Annotated in this window: 22 protein-coding genes; 15 read left to right on the top strand and 7 right to left on the bottom strand. The window is 67.7% G+C overall.

Annotated elements, in window-relative coordinates:
- Positions 1 to 4 precede the first annotated feature (4 nt).
- On the bottom strand, positions 5 to 1,009 hold the full coding sequence (locus tag ACWEKS_RS30165) for an oxygenase MpaB family protein (protein ID WP_452343223.1): 1,005 nt from the start codon (positions 1,007 to 1,009) through the stop codon (positions 5 to 7).
- 391 nt (positions 1,010 to 1,400) lie between these two features.
- On the opposite strand from ACWEKS_RS30165, the gene ACWEKS_RS30170 reads away from it, so the two are divergent.
- From ACWEKS_RS30170 to ACWEKS_RS30225, 12 genes are read left to right on the top strand one after another with little or no spacing between them, the layout of a single operon-like run.
- Positions 1,401 to 1,625, top strand: coding sequence for a hypothetical protein (locus ACWEKS_RS30170; RefSeq protein WP_452343224.1), 225 nt, complete (start codon positions 1,401 to 1,403; stop codon positions 1,623 to 1,625).
- Entirely contained in the window at positions 1,626 to 1,814 is a 189-nt protein-coding gene (locus tag ACWEKS_RS30175) for a hypothetical protein (RefSeq protein WP_452343225.1), read from the top strand.
- A complete protein-coding gene (locus ACWEKS_RS30180; RefSeq protein ID WP_452343226.1) occupies positions 1,814 to 2,683 on the top strand; it encodes an MlaE family ABC transporter permease in 870 nt (289 codons plus the stop codon). The genes ACWEKS_RS30175 and ACWEKS_RS30180 overlap by 1 nt, the downstream gene beginning before the upstream one ends.
- 1 nt (position 2,684) lies before the next feature.
- On the top strand, positions 2,685 to 3,548 hold the full coding sequence (locus ACWEKS_RS30185) for an ABC transporter permease (protein ID WP_452343227.1): 864 nt from the start codon (positions 2,685 to 2,687) through the stop codon (positions 3,546 to 3,548).
- Between the two features lie 8 nt (positions 3,549 to 3,556).
- Positions 3,557 to 4,960 (top strand): MCE family protein, encoded by a 1,404-nt coding sequence (locus ACWEKS_RS30190; RefSeq protein ID WP_452343228.1) that lies wholly within the window; start codon positions 3,557 to 3,559, stop codon positions 4,958 to 4,960.
- A complete protein-coding gene (locus ACWEKS_RS30195) occupies positions 4,957 to 5,979 on the top strand; it encodes an MlaD family protein (protein ID WP_452343229.1) in 1,023 nt (340 codons plus the stop codon). Before ACWEKS_RS30190 ends, ACWEKS_RS30195 begins: the two co-directional genes overlap by 4 nt.
- The gene (locus ACWEKS_RS30200) at positions 5,976 to 7,016 is read left to right on the top strand and encodes an MlaD family protein (protein WP_452343230.1); all 1,041 of its coding nucleotides are present in this window, start codon (positions 5,976 to 5,978) and stop codon (positions 7,014 to 7,016) included. Before ACWEKS_RS30195 ends, ACWEKS_RS30200 begins: the two co-directional genes overlap by 4 nt.
- Positions 7,016 to 8,122 (top strand): MCE family protein, encoded by a 1,107-nt coding sequence (locus tag ACWEKS_RS30205; RefSeq protein WP_452343231.1) that lies wholly within the window; start codon positions 7,016 to 7,018, stop codon positions 8,120 to 8,122. Before ACWEKS_RS30200 ends, ACWEKS_RS30205 begins: the two co-directional genes overlap by 1 nt.
- A complete protein-coding gene (locus ACWEKS_RS30210) occupies positions 8,119 to 9,264 on the top strand; it encodes an MCE family protein (RefSeq protein WP_452343232.1) in 1,146 nt (381 codons plus the stop codon). The genes ACWEKS_RS30205 and ACWEKS_RS30210 overlap by 4 nt, the downstream gene beginning before the upstream one ends.
- Positions 9,261 to 10,436 carry an MCE family protein gene (locus tag ACWEKS_RS30215; RefSeq protein ID WP_452343233.1) on the top strand — a complete coding sequence of 392 codons (1,176 nt, stop codon included), beginning with the start codon at positions 9,261 to 9,263 and terminating at the stop codon, positions 10,434 to 10,436. Before ACWEKS_RS30210 ends, ACWEKS_RS30215 begins: the two co-directional genes overlap by 4 nt.
- Positions 10,437 to 10,446: 10 nt before the next feature.
- A complete protein-coding gene (locus ACWEKS_RS30220) occupies positions 10,447 to 11,208 on the top strand; it encodes a hypothetical protein (protein ID WP_452343234.1) in 762 nt (253 codons plus the stop codon).
- Positions 11,205 to 12,434, top strand: a complete 1,230-nt coding sequence (locus tag ACWEKS_RS30225) for a TetR/AcrR family transcriptional regulator (RefSeq protein WP_452343235.1) — start codon at positions 11,205 to 11,207, stop codon at positions 12,432 to 12,434. The genes ACWEKS_RS30220 and ACWEKS_RS30225 overlap by 4 nt, the downstream gene beginning before the upstream one ends.
- Before the next feature lie 19 nt (positions 12,435 to 12,453).
- Here ACWEKS_RS30225 and ACWEKS_RS30230 read toward each other — a convergent pair whose 3' ends face one another.
- Both ACWEKS_RS30230 and ACWEKS_RS30235 read right to left on the bottom strand, forming a co-directional pair.
- Positions 12,454 to 12,966, bottom strand: a complete 513-nt coding sequence (locus tag ACWEKS_RS30230) for a DUF2231 domain-containing protein (protein ID WP_452343236.1) — start codon at positions 12,964 to 12,966, stop codon at positions 12,454 to 12,456.
- 120 nt (positions 12,967 to 13,086) lie between these two features.
- A complete protein-coding gene (locus ACWEKS_RS30235; protein WP_452343237.1) occupies positions 13,087 to 13,851 on the bottom strand; it encodes a sigma 54 modulation/S30EA ribosomal C-terminal domain-containing protein in 765 nt (254 codons plus the stop codon).
- A 244-nt stretch (positions 13,852 to 14,095) separates the two neighbouring features.
- Between ACWEKS_RS30235 and ACWEKS_RS30240 the strand changes: the two genes are divergently transcribed.
- Positions 14,096 to 15,055 (top strand): acyl-ACP desaturase, encoded by a 960-nt coding sequence (locus ACWEKS_RS30240; RefSeq protein WP_452343238.1) that lies wholly within the window; start codon positions 14,096 to 14,098, stop codon positions 15,053 to 15,055.
- Between the two features lie 9 nt (positions 15,056 to 15,064).
- Here ACWEKS_RS30240 and ACWEKS_RS30245 read toward each other — a convergent pair whose 3' ends face one another.
- Both ACWEKS_RS30245 and ACWEKS_RS30250 read right to left on the bottom strand, forming a co-directional pair.
- Positions 15,065 to 15,454, bottom strand: a complete 390-nt coding sequence (locus ACWEKS_RS30245) for a VOC family protein (protein WP_452343239.1) — start codon at positions 15,452 to 15,454, stop codon at positions 15,065 to 15,067.
- 5 nt (positions 15,455 to 15,459) lie between these two features.
- A complete protein-coding gene (locus ACWEKS_RS30250; protein WP_354845514.1) occupies positions 15,460 to 15,738 on the bottom strand; it encodes an ArsR/SmtB family transcription factor in 279 nt (92 codons plus the stop codon).
- 232 nt (positions 15,739 to 15,970) lie between these two features.
- Between ACWEKS_RS30250 and ACWEKS_RS30255 the strand changes: the two genes are divergently transcribed.
- Complete coding sequence (locus tag ACWEKS_RS30255) at positions 15,971 to 16,927, top strand: DUF1152 domain-containing protein (protein WP_452343240.1); 957 nt, start codon at positions 15,971 to 15,973, stop codon at positions 16,925 to 16,927.
- A 64-nt stretch (positions 16,928 to 16,991) separates the two neighbouring features.
- Positions 16,992 to 17,471 (top strand): nuclear transport factor 2 family protein, encoded by a 480-nt coding sequence (locus tag ACWEKS_RS30260; protein ID WP_452343241.1) that lies wholly within the window; start codon positions 16,992 to 16,994, stop codon positions 17,469 to 17,471.
- Positions 17,472 to 17,563: 92 nt separating this feature from the next.
- On the opposite strand, the gene ACWEKS_RS30265 is transcribed toward ACWEKS_RS30260, so the two are convergent.
- The gene (locus ACWEKS_RS30265) at positions 17,564 to 18,487 is read right to left on the bottom strand and encodes a universal stress protein (RefSeq protein WP_452343242.1); all 924 of its coding nucleotides are present in this window, start codon (positions 18,485 to 18,487) and stop codon (positions 17,564 to 17,566) included.
- Positions 18,488 to 18,644: 157 nt separating this feature from the next.
- The gene (locus ACWEKS_RS30270; RefSeq protein ID WP_452343243.1) at positions 18,645 to 18,776 is read right to left on the bottom strand and encodes a hypothetical protein; all 132 of its coding nucleotides are present in this window, start codon (positions 18,774 to 18,776) and stop codon (positions 18,645 to 18,647) included.
- Positions 18,777 to 18,799 lie beyond the last annotated feature (23 nt).

Here is an 18,799-nt window from a genome sequence, read left to right on the forward strand (position 1 = left end):
GCGGTCAGATCAGCGCCCTGTGCCGGTGTATGCGCCGGCGCACGTCGGCCATCATGGTGCGGGTGCCCATGGTGCGCAGGAACTTCGGGATGAAGCGGTTGACGAAGCCGACGAACAGGAACAGGTGCTCGAAGCGGCGTTGGTCGGCGGCCGTCCACTCGACACCGAGCTGCTCGCGGAAGTACGGCGGCAGGTAGCCGACGGTCAGGAAGCGCAGCAGTCCGCCGAAGACGACCCGGAGATACCAGTGGATCATGCGGAGGTGCAGTAGATCCTCGATGAAACGGCGGATCTTGTCGTCGGCGGCCACCTGACGGCATGCCTCGACCCAGTATTCGTCGAACTCGGCGCGGGTCCCGGGCCACATCTCCTCGGTCACCTGCAGCGTGGTGCCCAGCGGCGCGGCCGTGGAGTAGAACGCCTCCGCCTGTTCGGGACTCATCCGGCCGTTGAGCAGCTGGTAGGAGTCCTCGAACCCGATGTAGAGGCAGGCCGCGACCCACATCTGCAGGTCGCGGTCGAAGGCGTTGTACTTCACCGCGGCACCGGGTTCCGACTTCACCTGGCGGTGCGCCACATTGACCGCTTCCCGGAAGGCGATCTTCTCCTCGGGCGTGCCCAGGATGGCCACCGCCAGATAGGAGGCCGTGGTGCGCAACCGCTTCCAGGGATGCACCATGAGCGCGCCGGATTCCACCCTGCTGTCGGCCACCCCGTGGCCGACGCCGGGTCGCGCCATCTGCATGGCGACATTCGCGGCGGCCCCCGAGAACTGCCAGAAGTCCATCGCGTCTTCGAGCTTCGGCGGCCGTTTGGCGTCCGGGCGGTGCACGCCAGGGATGTGGATGCGCGTCTGCTCCAGGGTCAGGGCCGCCGCGCCCCCGGCCGCCGGTGCGGACGCCACCGAGATCCGCCGGACCAGGGGTCTGCCCCGGCCCCCTGCCGGATCCGGATTCGACTGTGCCTCATCATCATTCCAGCCGGACGGCTGCGCTGCCCCGGTCGTCATATGGGTTCCCTCTCTCCGTGGCGGTCACGGCGTACCCGACCCTCGCCTGCATCGGACACTCCTCGCCGAACCTGCGCCGAGCACCCCGGCACGGCTGCTATGTTACTGATCATTCTCGATCTCAGACAGTCGTTTGGCGGAGGAATGGAAAATAACTTAGATACTCGGTTCCGACAGTAACAGGCCGATACCCGCGTTACTGCAGAGCATATTGACCGAAAAAGATCATCGAAACCACTTCCACATCAGAGAATCGTTAGTAACATACGCTGCTGCGGGCGGCACTCGCGAAGCGGCCCGGGGGCGCACCGGCATCGGGGACAGCGCGGCACCGGCAATGAGGCACGCACCGCGCCCGAGGCCGGCAGGGAAGTGAAAGGACATACGCGACATGTTGAAACGATTGGATCGGCTACTCGGCTACGAGATGAAGGTGTCGGAATTCCTGGGGACCCTCATCATTCTCGGCATCCCCTACGGGCTGGTCGGGGTGATCTGGACCCTCACTCACACCTCGCATCTGAAGCAGCTGCACGGCATCGACGTGATCATCTCGTTCCTGGGATCCATCGTGTGCTGGCCCGTGCTCACCTTCTCGAATGTGTGCATGACGTAGATGATGGCCCTGGTCTGGCTCATCGACATCCTGGTGATCGGCATCAAGATCCTCGGTGGGCGTATGGAAGTCAATCCCGTGCTGCGCTTCGGGCTGTGGGCAGCCGTGCTGTGCACCGTGGCCGCGGGCCTCTCGGTGGCCGGGTACCTGCTGGTCCTGCTGCAGCACTATCTCGAGGACATGGCCTGATGACGACACTCGAAAAGCCCTCCGCCGCAGCGGATGCCGAACCCACCGAGCTCGAGCGGATCGGCGAGAGCGTGCGCGGGCTGTGGCGGCGGCATCCGCAGCGTTCGCTGGAAACCCTTGGGCGACAAGTCGATCTGGGCCGCGACGCGCTGCGGCAGCTGGTGGTGTCGATCCTGCGCCGGCGGTTCCCGTATCAGGAGTTCGTCAAACAGTGCGCGTTCATGACGAGCGTGTCGGCCGCGCCGACGGTGCTGGTGGCCATTCCGATCTCGGTGGTGGTGTCGATTCAGCTGGGCGCGCTGGTCAACCAGGTCGGCGCGACCACGTTCATCGGTGCGGTGGCCGGGCTCGGCATCATCCGCCAGGGTGCGCCGCTGGTCACCTCGCTGATGATCGCGGGCGCGGTCGGGTCGGCCATCACCGCCGATCTGGGCTCGCGGACCATTCGCGAGGAAATCGACGCCATGATGGTCATGGGCGTGGACCCGGTCCGGCGGCTGGTCGCGCCACGCATCGCGGCCGCGGTGCTGGTGAGCATGCTGCTGTGCGGGTTCATCGTCTTCGTCGGCTTCGCCACCGCCTACATGTTCAACGTCTACGCCCAGTCGGGGACGCCGGGTTCGTTCATCGGCTCGTTCGCGTCCTTCGCGGTGGCCAATGATCTGGTCATCGCGGTGCTGAAGGCGGCCGTCTTCGGCCTGCTGACCGCGGTGATCGCCTGCGATATCGGCCTGCACGCGCACGGCGGCCCCGGCGGGGTGGCCAATGCGGTGAACTCGGCGGTGGTGAGCTCGGCGCTCATGCTGTTCGCCACCAATATCGTGCTCACCCAGCTCTACAACACGCTGCTGCCGTCGAAGGTGGTGTGAGGTGGGCACGACCTACACTCCCCCGGCGCTCGTGCCGGTGCGGATGGCCGCGAATGTGATGTCCGTTCCGGTGCGGGCCAATCAGCGCCTCGGCCACCAGGTCATCACCTTCTTCCAGGCCCTGCTCGCGATTCCGTTCGCGCTCAGGCACTATCGCCAGGAGGTGCTGCGCCTGACCGCGGACATCGGCTGGGGCAACGGCTCCCTGGTGGTGGGCGGCGGCACCATCGGCGTGGTGGTGGCGCTGTGCGGCTTCGGCGGCATCACCGTCGGCATGGAGTCGTTCACGGCGCTGAACCTGCTCACCATGTCGCCGCTCACCGGCGCCATCTCCGGTTTCGCCACCACCCGCGAGATCGCGCCGGTCATCGCCACGCTGGCGTTCGCCATTCAGGCCGGGTGCCGGTTCACCGCGCAGCTGGGCGCCATGCGCATCTCCGAGGAGATCGACGCGCTGGAATCCCTTGCCATCCGGCCGCTTCCGTATCTGATCAGCACCCGCATGATCGCCTCCACGCTGACCATCATCCCGCTCTACAGCGTGGGCCTGGCGGTGGCGTACCTGGCGACCAAGCTGTCGGTGCTGTTCCTGGGCGGCACCACCGCCGGCACCTACGACCACTACTTCTTCCAGTTCCTGCTGGGACCGGACGTGTTCTGGTCGCTGCTCAAGGTCATGGTCTTCGTGATGATCTCGACGTTCATCCAGTGCTACCACGGTTTCGTCGCCACCGGCGGGCCGGAGGGCGTCGGGGTGGCGGCCGGGCAGGCCATCAAGATGGTCATCGTCGTCATGGTCTTCGTCAATCTCTTTCTGACCCTTGCGATCTGGGGTATCGACCCCGGCTTCCGCATCTCGGGATAGGTGTTTCGATGATTCTCGATCCCAGCGGGCGGGGCCCCACGGCCCGGCAGCTCACGCTGGCCGGACTCGCCCTGATCGCCACCGTATCGCTGCTGCTGTATCTGCTGGCCATGCGCTACAACGGCCGCTTCGAGGACAAGGTGGCGGTCACCGCCGAGCTCACCAGCACCGGCGACGGGCTGCCCGACCACGCCGACGTGAAATTCCGGGGCATGGTCGTCGGCCGCGTCGAGGAGGTGTCGGTGGTGGCCAAGGGCGAGCGGCAGCGGGCCGCGCTGGCGCTGAAACCGCAAGTGGCGGGCACCATTCCGGCAACCGTGGCGGCGCGGGTCATTCCCAACAACCTGTTCGGGGTGACCGCCGTCGAACTGGTCGACACCACGCCCACCGGGGACACCCTGCGGGCGGGCGCGACCATTCCCGAGGACACCAGCAGCGCGACCGTGCAGCTGCAGACCACGCTCAATGTGCTGCGCACGGTGCTGACCAACATTCAGCCGGAGAAGCTGGGCCGGGTGCTGTCCACGCTGTCCGCGGCGCTGGATCCGTCGGCGCGCGTGCCCGGTTCCACCGTGGAGCGGCTCGATCACTGGATCACCGAGGTGCGCGGCATCGAGGGCATCGGGGGTCTGCTGGGCGATCTCGGTCGCGCGGCCACCGCCCTGAGCGAGTCGGCCCCGGATCTGGTGGGGACACTGGCGAAGTCGGTGACCACCGCGCGCACCCTCACCGAGCAGCGCGCTGCGCTGATGGACCTGCTCACCAGCGGCGGCACCGCCGTGGACACGGTGAACGGGCTCTTCGCCCGCAATCCCGACTCCGGCAAATTCCTGGTGTCGGGCCTCGACCAGCTGTTCGGCAGCCTGGCCCAGGACCCGCAGGCGATTCCGACCGCCATCGCCAATCTCAATACGGCGCTGCAGCGTCTGCAGGGCACCTTCACCTTCGGACCGAAGAAGCAGATGGTCTGGCGGATGGACGTGGCCTTCACGCCGTTCCAGCAGTACACCGCGGCGGACTGCCCGCACTACGGTGACCTCGCCGGGCCCCGCTGCGGCGGTGCGACCGTGCCGGAAACCGCTCCCGCACAGGAGTTTCCGCAGCAGCTCAGGCCCAAGCGACTCGAGGCCGCGGGGCCCGCACCCGTCGAGACCACCCAGCCGGCGGCACCCGGCCTGCCCGCGATCCCGGGCCTGCCCTCGATTCCCGGTCTACCGGCGATCCCGGGGCTCACCGCACCGGCCGCGGCCACCGAGACGAATCCGGCTGCGGCCCAGTCCGCCGAGCTGCGCGGCACCGACGCCATCGCCGCCCTCGTCGGCGGCAGGCCCAATGCCGCACAGGTCCTGCTGCTCACCCCCATTCTGGCCGGTGGATCGCTGGTCCCCGCCGAGCCCGGAGGTGCCTCGTGAAGTCCGGAAAAGCCCTGGCGGGCTTCAGCCTTTTCGCCGTGGTGGCGATCGTGCTGACCTACACCATGTGGTCCACGCTGCAGCGCTCCGTGCCCGGCCGCACACACGACTACTCCGCCGTGTTCTCCGACGTCCTCGGGCTGCGGATCGGCGACGACATCCGCATGGCGGGGGTGCGCGTCGGCCGGGTCGACACCATCGAGTTCACCGACGGCTACCGGGCCAGGGTCGACTTCCGGATCGAGGACGACCAGCATCCGACCACCACGACCAAGGCGCTGGTGCGATATCAGAACCTCATCGGGCAGCGCTATGTCGCGCTGATGCCCGGCAAGGACGCCGGTGCCCCGATGGCGCCGGGCGGACAGATCCCGATCGAGCGCACCGAACCCTCCTTCGACGTCTCCTCACTGCTGTCCGGTTTCGAGCCGCTGTTCAGCGTGCTGCAACCGGATCAGGTGAATTCGCTCTCGGAGACCCTGATTCAGGCCCTGCAGGGCAATGGCGTCTCGCTGAGCGCGCTGGTGACCCAGTCCGCACAGCTGGCCGGCACGTTCGGCCAGCGCGACGAGATTCTCGGACAGGTGGTCGGCAATCTCAGCAGCGTCATCTCCGGGCTGGCCCACCGCAGCAATGAGCTGGAAACGCTGATCACCCAGGCGCGGGCACTCACCGAGGCGCTGTACACGCAGGGCTCCACGCTGAAGTCGTCGGTGGAACGCGTTGCGACGGCAACGAATTCGCTGGTGAACGTGCTCGCCCAGGTGAAGCCCGGCGCGGCCGCGGCCCAGACCGACGCCTCCGCCGGTGTCGCCCTGCTGCTGCTCAACGGCGCCTCACTGGACAAGGCGGCCGTCGAACTGCCCGACATGCTCAATGGCGTGGCGCGTTTCAGCAGTTACGGCGCGTACGGCAATGCCTACCTGTGCAGCCTCGACGTCTCGCTGTGGGGCGTGCTGCTCCCGCCCGGTCTGTTCAATCAGATCGGCGGCCAATCCCATTCGGAGGTGTGCCGATGAGGCGGCCACGCGTTCCGGCGCTGCGCCGGCCCTCGATCCACTATCCCGGCTTCCTGCGCAACCGCTATCTGCGGCTGGGTCTGATCGCCTCGGCGTTCGTGGTGCTACTGCTGGTCGGCTCCACCCTGATCGAGCAGGCGCAGCTGGGCGACAAGACGATTCACGCCGAGTTCGCCCAGGCCGCCGGGTTGCGGCCGGGCGCGACCGTGGACGTGTCGGGCATCGAGGTCGGTCAGGTCAGCGCGGTCAAGCTCGACAACGGCAAAGTGCTGGTGGACATGCGGGTGCACCGCGACATCCAGCTCGGCGACGAGGCGCGCGCGGCCATCAAGATGTCGACGATCCTGGGCCGGTTGCACGTGGATCTGACGCCCGGCGCCGGGCGCGCCCTGTCCGGCGACCGGATCAAGCTGGACCACACCTCGGTGCCCTACAACCTGGGCAAGGTCATCCAGGATCCGCAGTACAAGAACAGCTTCGAGCGCGTCGAGAAGCTGGATCCGCAGAAGCTGCGGCAGGCGCTGGATCTGGTGGATCAGCAGATGGGCAACTCCCCCGAGCTGACCGTGCAGGCACTCGACAGTGTGGGCGCGCTGGCGAAAGTGATCAATGACCGCCGCGACGAGGTGGACACCCTGCTGAAGAGCATGGATACCGTCTCGCAGCTGACCGCTGACAACCAGAACAGCGTGCTGTTGCTGCTCACCCGCGGGGAGGCCATCGGCAGCGCGGTGCAGCAGCGCCAGACGCTGTTGAAGCAGCTGCTGGACAATGTGGCGTCGCTGTCGAAGCTGTTGCAGCAGATGGGGTTGGAGAACAACAACCAGCTCGGCCCGCTCATCACCGACCTGAACACCATGTCGGAGGGCCTGGAGAAGAACAAGGGCAACCTCGACCGGCTGTACCAGATCATGCCGGTGACCTTGCGGCAGTTCAACAATGTGCTCGGCGACGGCCCGTACGGAAATGTGTACGCGCCGTGGCTGTTCCCGGACAACTGGCTGTGCTTCGCACAGGCCGTGCAGGGGTGCAAGTGATGACACTGCGCAAACGAATGAAGCTGGCCGCGGCCTGCGGCGCGCTCCTGCTCGCCGCGGCGTGCGGCATGCTGCCCGATTCGGTGTCCTCGCTGTCGAAGGAGTATCTCGGCGGGCAGCTGAAGGTCACCGCGGACTTCGAGAACGTGGCGGGCCTGTACGCGGGCAATGGCGTTGCGGTGCTCGGGGTTCCGGTCGGAACTGTCGAAACCGTCACGCCCAAGGGCAGTTACGTCCAGGTCACCATGTCGCTGGACCGGGATGTCAAGATTCCCGCCGATGCCATTGCGGCACTGGTGAATCCACAGCTGATCACGAATCGTCACGTGGAGCTGGCCCCGGCCTACACCGGCGACGGCCCCACCCTGACCGATGGCGCCTACATTCCGTTGCAGCGCACCAGGGTTCCGGTCGAACTGGACCGTATCCTCGCGACCTTCTCCCAGCTCGGCGATGCGCTCGAGGGCGACAACACCACCGGCCCGATGGCCAGCCGGGTGCTGTTCCCGCTGCTCAACGGCAATGGCGACAAGCTGCGCGAGACCCTCGACCAGCTGTCCTCGGCATTCGAGGTGACCTTCGCCAACAAGGATCAGATCTCCAACACCATCATCAAACTCAATGACATCACCCAGGTCATCGCCGCCAACGATCAAACGGTGCGGGACTTCAGCGGGCGGCTCACCGAGCTGGTGAACCTGATGGGCGACCAGGCCCCCGGCATCGACGCGGTGCTGCGGCAGCTCGACGACTTCGTCACCAATACCTCGACCCTGGTGGGGCAGAACAGGGATCAGCTGGCCGGGGCGCTCACCCGCTTCGTGGCCATCACCGATCAGATGCGCGCCAATGCCCGCGGTCTGACCGAGATCGTGGACGTCGGGCCGCTGCTGTTCCAGAACATCGCCAATGCCACCAGCAAGGAGGATCAGGCGCTGCGGCTGCACGGCCTGCTGGACAAGTCGCTGCTCGACGGTGAGATCCTGTCGACCTTCTGCGAGCGCATCCAGCTGCGCCTCGATGGCTGCCGCACCGGCAAGGTCCAGGACTTCGGCCCCGACTTCGGCCTCACGGCCGCGCTACTGGGAATCGCGAACCTGAAATGAGACTACGCACAACAGCTCTCGGCGGACTGCTCACCGCCGCCACCCTACTCGCCACCACCGGATGCGCGGTCACGGTGGACACGCTCCCTATGCCCAAGCCGGGCCTGGGAGCGCCCGGGTACACGATTCACGCGGCCTTCGCCGACGCGCTGAATCTGCCCGACCACGCGCACGTCAAGATCGGCGGCACCGATATCGGCGTGGTCACCAGGATCAAGAGCACGAACTTCATCGCCGACGTGCAGATGCTCATCCGCGACGACATCCGGCTCCCGAAGGGCACCACGGTCGAGTTGCGGCAGGCGACCCCGCTCGGTGACATGTTCGTGGCCATGACGCTGCCCTCCGCGCCGGAGGCCGGGGATCCGCTGCGCGACGGCGACACCATCGGCACCGATCACACGGCGGCGGGCGCCTCGGTGGAGCAGCTCATGATGTCGATCTCGCTGCTGCTCAACGGCGGCGGCATCAATCAGGCCGCCAAGATCACCGGCGAGATGAACTCCATGTTCGCGGGCCAGGCGCCGGAGCTGTCCCATCTGATCACCGAAATGACCGCCGCCATCGCAGCGCTCAATGCCCGCACCGGGGATATCGACCAGGTGCTGGGCGGGATGAACTCGCTCTCGGGTGAATTGGCCCGGCGCAAGGCGCAACTCGGCGCCGCCGCCGACACCTTTCCCGCGCTGATCGCCCTGCTGACCGAGAACAATCAGCAGATCGTGGACCTGCTGTCGAAGGTGGCCACCACCACCGACGCGCTCGGCGACTTCGCCGACACCAGCGGCGGGGATTTCGTGAGCCTGTTCAACAGCATTCAGGCGCTCATGTCCGGATTCGCGCAGAGCGATCAGCTGACCGGGGCGCTCGACGGGCTGCACACCATCTACCCGTCGCTCACGGCCAGCCTGCGCGGACCCGCGCTGGCGGTCGCGGCGACCGTGTCGCATCTGAGCGTCGGCGCGCTCACCGACCCCAGCGGCAGCCGCTGGCCCGAACTCGGCGACGCCGGGCAGTTCATCGGCAGCCTGGCGCAGGTGCTGGAGAAGGTGTTCGGGCGGCTCACCAGCCCGCCGCGGCAACCGGACCCACAACCGGACCCGGCGCAGCCCGGCCCGGCACAGCAGGGAGGGGATCGATGAATCCGCCACTGTTGCACTGGGTGGTGCGGCATCGCATCGTCATCGCGAACATCGGGCTCATCGTCGTGCTGGTGCTCGGGTCGGGCTACATCGGCGGATATGTGCTGCGGTTCAACCCGATTCCGCACACCTACCAGGTGACCGTCGAGCTGGCGTCCTCGGGCGGGCTGCTGCCCGGCAATGACGTCACCTTCCGGGGCAGCCGGATCGGCAAGGTCACCGACGTGCACGTCGCCGGGGACGGTGTAGCGGCGGTCGCCGAGATCGACGACAGCGCACAGCTTCCCATCGGCGGCACCGTCGCAGTCGGGCGACTCTCGGCGGCCGGCGAGCAGTACCTGGACTTCCGGCCCGACTCCGACACCGGGCCCTATCTGCACGACGGCTCGCTGGTCGAGCGGGCGCGCACCAGCGTGCCGGTGCCGATCCAATCGGTGTTCACCAATCTCAGCGATCTGATCGGCGGCATGAACCCGGACCGGCTCGACGTCATCATCGACGAGCTGGACAAGGCGCTGACCGGCGGCCCGGATCGGCTGCGCAACATGATCTCCGGCATCAGCCGGGCCATGAACGGGCTCGACGACCTGCTCCCCCAGACCCGCCGGCTCATCGAGAACCTCGAGGTCATCGCGGGCACCACCCAGCACGCCCAGCCCGACCTGGGCACACTGACCAAGGCGGGCAGCGTGCTGTTCGACCAGTTCGCCTCCGCCGACCAGGAATTGCGCACACTGCTCCAGCAGGGGCCGGGACAGCTGGCCACCCTCAACGGGTTCATCACCCAGACCCAGGACCCGATCACCAATCTGGTGACCAACTTCGTGGCCGTCACCAAGGCCGCCAAGCTGCGCGCGCCGGCCATCGCCGCGCTGTTCCCCGCCCTGCGGGTGGGCACCGAGGCGCTCGGGATCCCCGCGCACGACGGCGCGTACAACACCCTGGTCGACCCCTGGCCCCGGCCGAGTTGCGACTACGACACCATCCCGGTGGTGCCGACCGATGTCCAGGCCGATACCCGGGTCCGGCTCTACAACTACTGCGTCACCTCGAATCCGGCACTACAGATCCGCGGCTCGGCCGACGCGCCACGGCCCGACGTGCCCGACAACGGGGTCACCAAACCGCCGGGGGCCACCGGCGACGAAATGTCCCAGCCCGTTCCCCGTTAGGAGACTTCCCATGAGCGAGAACACGATTCAGCACGATACGGCTGCGAGCGCCGAGAACGTCGAGATGAGCACCGACGCCGCGCACACGAGCGCTGCAACCATCGAACCGGATACCGAGACCGTCAGCGGTGCTGCGGACAAGGCCACCGTAGAAGCAGAGCAGGCCGGGCCTGCGGAGACCGAGTCGGCGCAGGAGCCCGCCGACGCTCCGAAAGCCGCTGCGCGCGTGAAGAAGTCGCGGCTGCCGCGATCAATACCCGTACTGGGCAAGCGCGGCCGCATCGTGGCCCGGGCCGCGGTCGTGCTCGCGCTCGCGGGGTCGATCGGCTCGAGCATCGTCTTCCACCAGCAGGACGCGCACCATCGCGAGCTGCTCGCCGCCCAGGAACAGGCCCGGGCCGCGGCCTGCACGTACGCGCCGCTGCTGGCCACCTACGACGCCAAGAACCTCGACGCCTACTTCACCGCCGTCCTGGACGGCGCGACCGGCGACTGGCGCAAGCAATTCGATTCCACCAGCAAGGATCTGCGGGACGTGCTGACCCAGGGCCAGGTGGTGTCCAAGGCCACCGACGTGCAGTGCGCGGTCCGCACTGCCGACCGCGATTCCGCCGAGGCCATCGTGGTGATCGGGCAGACCATCACCAGCCTCGGCACCCAGGGCAAGCCCGCGCCCGGGCAGCTGTCCATGGTCATGCGGCTGCAGCGGTCCGGCGACCGGTGGCTGGTGAACAAGGTGAATTCGCCGCTGGCACAACAGCCGCAGTCGTGAACCGCGCCACCACGCCCGCCTCCGATCCGGGAGCGCGGGCGGTGCGGCGACGCCCCAAGAACCGGCGGGCCCAGATCGCCGCGGTGTCCGCGGCCGAGTTCGCCGCACTCGGGTATCACCGGGTGAGCATGGAGGACATCGCGGCCCGGCTCGGAATCACCTCCACGGCGCTGTATCGGCACTACCCGAGCAAATACGCGCTGTTCGCCAGCGAACTGCTGCGGCTGGGCGCACTGACCGTGGCCGCGGTGCGCCTGCCGCCGGAGGCCGCGGCCTGGCCCGCCCGGCGGCGGCTCGGGCACGCCATCGACGGGATCATTGCGGGCACCATCGCCAACCGGACCACGGTCGGGCTGGCGCGCTGGGAGTTCCGCTACCTCGACGACGCCGACAAACGCACGGTGGACGGGAACTTCGCGACTGCTCTCACCGCGCTCGGCGGTCTGGTGGGTGAGGTGCGGCCCGAACTGTCCGATCACGAGCGGCGGGTCCGGGCGGTGGGCGTCTTCAGCACGGCGAGCGGCCTGGGCGATCACCGCATCACAATCGGCGCGAAAGCCACTGCCGCCCTGTTGAATTCGGCCTGCTGGGCGCTGGTCGAGGCCGATCTGCCCGCGCCCGGACACCCGGCGGCCGCGCCGCGCGCGGTGGAGGTGCCGCCGATACTCGAGCACGAACTGCTGCTGCACCGGGCGATCCGGCTGTTCTACGAACGCGGCTACCCGAATGTCAGTGTCGAGGACATCGCCACCGCGGCGGGCCTGCCCTCGCCCTCAGCGGTGTACCGCTACTACCGCGGCAAGAGCGACCTGCTCGATGCCGCGTTCCGGCGGGCTGCCGACCGTGTGTCGGCGGTCATCGGCCCGACCCTGGCCGAATCCTCCGGTCCTGCCGACGCTCTGGCCAAACTCGTCGACATGTACGTGGCCGGAGCGTTCGACGAACGCGAACTGATCTTCGTCTACTTCGCCGAATTCGGCCACGTCCCCGACGACGAACGCGCGACGCTGCGGGTCGTGCAACGCCTCGTCGTCGCCGAATGGGCGACCCTGCTGGCCCGGGTCCGCCCCGAGCTCAGTCGCGCCGAAGGGCAGATCCTCGTGCACGCCGCCCTCGGGCTGGTCGTCGACTACGGCCGCGTCTTCGGCGACGACGAGCGAATCTACCCGCGCCAGTGGGTGATCCGCCTCATGGAGTCCGTCCTCTTCGGCCACGTCGCACCCTGACATGCCGGGCCACCGAGGATCACCTGGCCTGAGAGACGGTTCGATCGTGCCAGGCGGCCTTCGCCCCGCTGTCCCCGATGCGATAGACCTGCACGACGGATCCGACGGACACGGCGAGGGCAGCCACCGCGACCATGGCCGCGATCGCACGGCGACCGGAGACCGCATCGACCCGCGGGACCCGCCGCCGCAGCAGGTCCCGCGCGCGCTCACTGTGCATCGCCCACCACACGGTGGCGAACACGAACGTCGCCGCCGACCAGACGAGCAGATCGTCACCGAGGTGAGTGTGGACGCGCAACAGCGGATCTCGCGGCGTGCGGTGTTCGAGCCATTCACCGGAGTGGGTGGTCAGCGGCACGAACACCAACGTGAGGAAGGCGACCACCGGCAACAGCACGCCGATCCGGCGCCGCGCCGAGGGCCACAGCACCGCGGCCCCGACGAGTAGTGCGGTCACCGGCACCAGCACGACCACAGCGTGAACGAACAGAACGTGGGCCGGCAGCCCATTGATGGTCGTGGGTCCCATGATGATCCGCACTCTCCTGTCGTGACGTCGGCGGTGAGCCTACGAGGCCGTCCTCGAGGTTTAGCGGAACGTCGCTGAGAGGACGCTGTGATCGATCGCCCGACCCGGTGCGGGCCGCCGCTACGAAACCGGGAGAGCCGACGTCGCGACCACCAGCCCGAGATCGCCGTCGTAGCGCCGGTAGAGCAGGCGGCCGCGGCCGTCCTCGGCGTCGGTGAAGAAGAGGAACGGGAGTCCGTAGCCGCACAGGCGGAGGGCGGCGGCCGACTCGGTGAGGATGCGGGTCGGGTGGGGGTTCATGGTCAGTGGGAGATGCTCGAAATCGCGTGGCGGGCAGGCTCGGCGCTGGCGGGCCATCCGGACGCCCAGGGGCCCGGCCCAATACACGATGGCGTCCTCGCCGGTGTCGAGGTCGGTGAAGAGGTGGGCGTCGTAGTCCAGGGCGTCCATGGTCGCGACGGCGGCCGCCGGGTCGCACCGGTGTGGCACGCAGTGCTTGCGGCGGACGATGGGGCGTTCCTCGCCGACGGTGACCAGTGGCGCGCGGTCCGGGTCGGGCGCCCAGCGCGGGGGTGCTTGCGCCAGTTGGCGATTCAGCGAGCGGTCGAGGCGTTCGGCGGCGAAGCGGGGGACGAGAATGCCGGGGCCGTCGATCTGGCAGCGCACCGGTGTCCCGGCGATGCACAGGTTGACCTGCGCGACGGACGTGCCGTCGATGCGGGCGTCGTGGGTGAGCCGCAGGCGTACGCTGCCGGCCAGGCCGTGGCGGCGCAGTACGTCCGTGAGCTCAGCGCGAGCCCGGTCCGTCTCCTGCACGGAGGCCGTGCCGTCCACGATCACCTCGACGAACGATTCCGGCATGGTGGCGACCTCGTCCGCGTACACGCTGCACGACCTCCTGGTGGTGATCGACCTTGATGTCGACGCGTCCATGTCACCACCGGTCACTGCGGCGCAAACAGGGCCGAAGGTCCCGGGATCAGGTGGCGAGCCGCACCTTTCACCGATTTCAAGATCCAAGTCCCGGTCCGGTGAGGACCTTCGGCTCTGTCGCCGCCGGGCGCGGCGCGGAACGGTGGGCGGTGGCCGCATGGCCTCCACTCATCGGACAGGAAGGCGGACAGGACTCGTGGCGCGTGAGCTGACGCAGCGGGAGATTCTCGTGGAACTGGAGCCGGTCGCCGGGCAGGCGCTGGACCGGCATCTGTCGGTGTTCAAGGATTGGCATCCGCACGATTACGTGCCCTGGGACGAAGGTCGAAATTTCGCGCAGCTCGGTGGAATCGATTGGGATCCGGACCAATCCGGGCTCTCCGAGGTGGCGAAGGCCGCGCTCATCACGAATCTGCTCACCGAGGACAATCTGCCCTCCTATCACCGCGAGATCGCCGAGAACTTCTCCCGCGACGGGGCGTGGGGCACGTGGGTGGGCCGCTGGACCGCGGAGGAGAACCGGCACAGCGTCGTCCTGCGCGACTATCTGGTGGTCACCCGCGGCGTCGATCCGGTCGCGCTGGAGAACGACCGGATGACCCATATGACCAATGGTTTCGCCGCGCCCGTCGATCCCGGCACCGCGGCCGCGCATGCCGGTTTCCTCTACTCGGTGGCCTATGTCAGCTTCCAGGAGCTGGCCACCCGGATCAGCCACCGCAATACCGCCGAGGTCTGCGCGGACCCGATCGCCGACCGCATCATGCAGCGGCTGGCCCTGGACGAGAACCTGCACATGATCTTCTATCGCACCCTGTGCGGCGCGGCCCTGGACCTCGTGCCCGACCAGGCCATGGCGGCCATCGACCTGATCGTCGAGAACTTCCGCATGCCCGGCACCGGCATGCCCAACTTCCGCCGCCACGGGGTCCTCATGGCCAAGCACGGGATCTACGATCTGCGCCAGCACTACGAGGACGTGCTGATGCCGGTACTGCGGCACTGGAATGTCTTCGGCCGCACCGACTTCGGGCCCCAGGGTGAACAGGCGCGGGAGCGGCTGGCACGCTACCTCGACAATCTCCACCAGGTGCAGATTCCGCGTTTCGAGGAGCAGCGCGACCGCTCCCTCGCCCGTGAGCGCGCCCGCGTCTGAGCGGACGGGTCAGGCCGGGGTGACGATCTGGATGAGATTCCCGCAGGTGTCGTCGAATACGGCGGTGGTGACTGTTCCCGCCGTCAGCGGCTGCTGCGTGAACGTCACCCCGAGGCCGCTCAGCCGCTCGAATTCGGCCTGCACATCCGGCACCTGGAACGAGGCGGCCGGAATGCCGTCATCGACGAGCGCGTCCTTGTACGGCTTGACCGCCGGATGCCCATCCGGTTCGAGCAGCAATTCCGCGCCCTCCGGGTCCTCCGGCGACACCACGGTCAGCCAGCGGGCCCCGGGGCCCAGCGGCACATCATGCTTCTTGGTGAAGCCCAGTACACCGGTGTAGAAGTCGAGCGCCTTCTGCTGGTCGTCCACGAACACGCTGGTGATGTAAATCCGCACGGCCCTTACCCTTTCCTGTGCACCGGCCACCGTTCCTGAATGGCGGCCAGCGGAGTCGTATCGAGGTGGTGGAACTTGTACCTGCCCTGCTTCCGCGTCTCGACCAGCCCGGCCTCCTCCAGCACGGCCAAATGCTGCGACACGGCCTGCCGCGTCAAACTCAGCTGATGCCGCCCACTGAGCCGGGCACAAATCTCGAACAGCGTCTGCCCATCCCGCTCGGCCAACTCATCGAGAATGATCCGCCGCGTGGGATCGGCGAGGGCCTTGAAAATATCGCCCACCACCCGACCATAGGCAAGTGACTACTTGCCTGTCAAGAACGCCCCGCCAACCCCGCGATTCAGCCCGTACCAGCAAGAACCGAACGATTCCGGATCAACTACACGCCGGCGAGGTCTGATTACCCAACGACAGCATGGTGCACAGCCACTCCTTCTGCACCTTCCATCTACCGTCCTCGGCAACGCACAGACGGCTCACACAGTTGCCGACCGGAGCCCCTACGCTGGCGGGGTGTTCTCGCTCGCCGAACCGCCCCTGTTCAGCCGGTTGAAGTCCGCAACGAGTGTGCTGATCGCCGGTGCGGGTGGAGGTTTCGATGTGTACGCCGGTCTCCCGCTGGCGATCGCACTGCGTGCCCAGGGCAAACAGGTTCACCTGGCGAACCTGTCCTTCAGCGATCTCGATCGACTCGAGCTCGACGATTGGGCAGCGCCGGCGCTCGCCGCGATCGGACCGCACAGCACCGGACCCGACGACTACTTCCCGGAACGAACCCTGGCCCGCTGGCTCGAAGTCCAGGCAATGCCCGCGACCGTATATGCCTTCCCCGGCACCGGTGTTCGACCGCTGCGAGTCGCCTACCGGGCACTGGTCGAACGGCTGGCACTGGACGCGATCGTGCTGATCGACGGCGGCACGGATATCCTGCTGCGCGGCGACGAGGCCGGCCTCGGGACGCCCGAGGAGGACATGACCAGTCTCGCGGCGGTGGCCGGACTCGACGACATACCGCGGATCGTGGCTTGCCTGGGCTTCGGAATCGATGCCTACCACGGGGTTTGCCACGCGCACGTGCTCGAGAATCTCGCGGCGCTGGATCGTGCGGACGGTTATCTGGGCGCGCTGTCGATCCCCTCGAATTCGCCCGAGGCGCAGGGCTATCGGGATGCGGTGGCGCATGCCCGCGCGGCGACACCGGCGCGACCGAGCATTGTGAACAGTCAGATCGCGGCCGCGCTGCGCGGCGAATTCGGCAATGTGGGTGCGACTCCGGACACCGCGGGTAGCGAACTGTTCGTCAATCCGCTGATGGGCGTGTATTTCAGCGTCGATCTGCCGACGCTGGCCGCGTCGGTGGGATACCTGGATCGGCTGCGGGATACCGAGACCATGTTCGATGTTCATCGGGTGATCGAAGAGTATCGGGGGCAGGTGGATCGACGGGAGCGGCGCAGTTTTCCGCATTGATGGCGCGGACTTGAAGCTGACGTCGGGTCAGGATCTAGCGTCGGGGGGAGAGCTACGGGAGCTTGTGCCGAGAATCGATCAGGACGAAGTCCGGTGCTGCGTCGACACCGCGCGGATCACCAAGGTATTCAACGGCTATTTTCGCGCTCTGGATGAGATGTGCTTCGACGTAACACGTTTCGAGCAGATCTCTACCGGCGATGGGCGAATCGTGCGGCCGAACGGGGTGGCTGTGGCGGGTCCCGCGCGAATCGCGGGCAGTCATGCGGTGAGCTCCGCTCGCTTCGACGCCACCCAGCATCTGCTCACCGGTCATGATGTCGCGATCGACGGTGACACGGCCGACGTGCGGGCCAATCTCGTTGCGATACATCTGTGGAAGGACATGCCCGTCGAGTCGAGCATGCTCGAGCGGTCGTTCACGGCAGGCGGCATCGTTACCGCGGATCTGGCCCGCACCCCCGATGGGTGGCGTATGACCGAGGTGCGGAACCGCAACGTCTGGCGTACGGGACACTTCGGGAACATGATCGAAACCCGCTGACGGCGGGGATGCGCCCGGTACCGCGGAGTGACGGTGGCCGAACGGGTTTCACGAGGGTGCGGGCCGGCCGAGGGTTATCGGCGGTGCGGGCGTCAGCCGGCCGCGTGGACGACCATGACGGGGCAGTGGGCGTGCTGCACCAGCGAGTGCGCGGTCGACCCGAGCAGCAGGCCCAGGAATCCCCCGCGGCCGCGATTGCCGACCACGACCAGCTGTGCGTGCTTGGACCAATCCTGCAGGTGCGCCGCCGGAGCGGAGAAGTGGACGCGGCGGATCACGGTCACGTCGGGGTATTTCTCCTGCCACCCGGCGAGCCGCTCGGCCAGGACCGACTCCTCGACGGCTTCGACGTCGTCGAGCATCGGAGTCGGATGATCGCCGGCGAATACCCCTGCACTCCAGTCACTCCAGACGTGCACCGCCACCAGGTCCGTGCCCCGCTCCGACGCCTCGGCGAACGCGGCGGCGATGGCAGGCTCGCTCACCGGGCCGCAATCGATGCCGACCACCACCGGACCGGAATCGCGAACGATGTTGTCCGCCTGGTGATCCGGGCGCACCACGAACACGGTGCCCGCGGCGTGCGAGGTGACCGACAGCAGTGTCGAGCCCAGATGCGCGAAGGTTCCGGTGGTCCCGGTGGCGCCGAGCACCACGGCGTAGGCGCGGGCGCTGAAGTCGATCAGCAATCCCGCGGCGGAATCGTTGAACAGGTGCGCTGTCACCTGCAGATCGGGGTGCGCGGCCCGCGCGGTCTCGACCGCATGCCGAACCACGTCCCGGCCCTTGGCCTGTGCAGCGTCGATCACCTCGGGTGTCACCACCGCGTACGGGCCCATCACGGCACTGGTGCCCACCAGGTCCAGCCCGTGGACGACCTGCAGTGTGCGTCCCCGGCGCGCCGCCAGGTCGGCTGCCCAGCACAGCGCGATGTCCGATCCCGACGACCCGTCCACGCCGACGACCACTCCCGCGGAGACCAGTCGGTGCGGATCGTCGTATCCCTGCTCAGCCATTGCCATCTCCCGGCGGTGCGGTTTATCGGGCGGCGGATCACCGCCCACCCTCACGGTATGAATCACCGGGGTACCGACACTGCGGCCGATGGTCATGGGACCAGGGGCCAAAAGACCGCCTCGCCGCGGGCCGATGGTCGCGGGAGGCGATCGGCGGCTACTTGCCGGCGGTCTCGTGCTCGCCGTCGCACCACTGCTCGGCGGGGACGCTGACCTTGACCTGGTCGATGTGCTCGCCGCAGCCGGCCCAGGTGATCTTGCCGCACTCGCAAGGGGTCGGTTGACACATGATGGTGGTCCTCTCGGGATAGG

It is taken from the genome of Nocardia sp. NPDC004711, assembly GCF_053601595.1.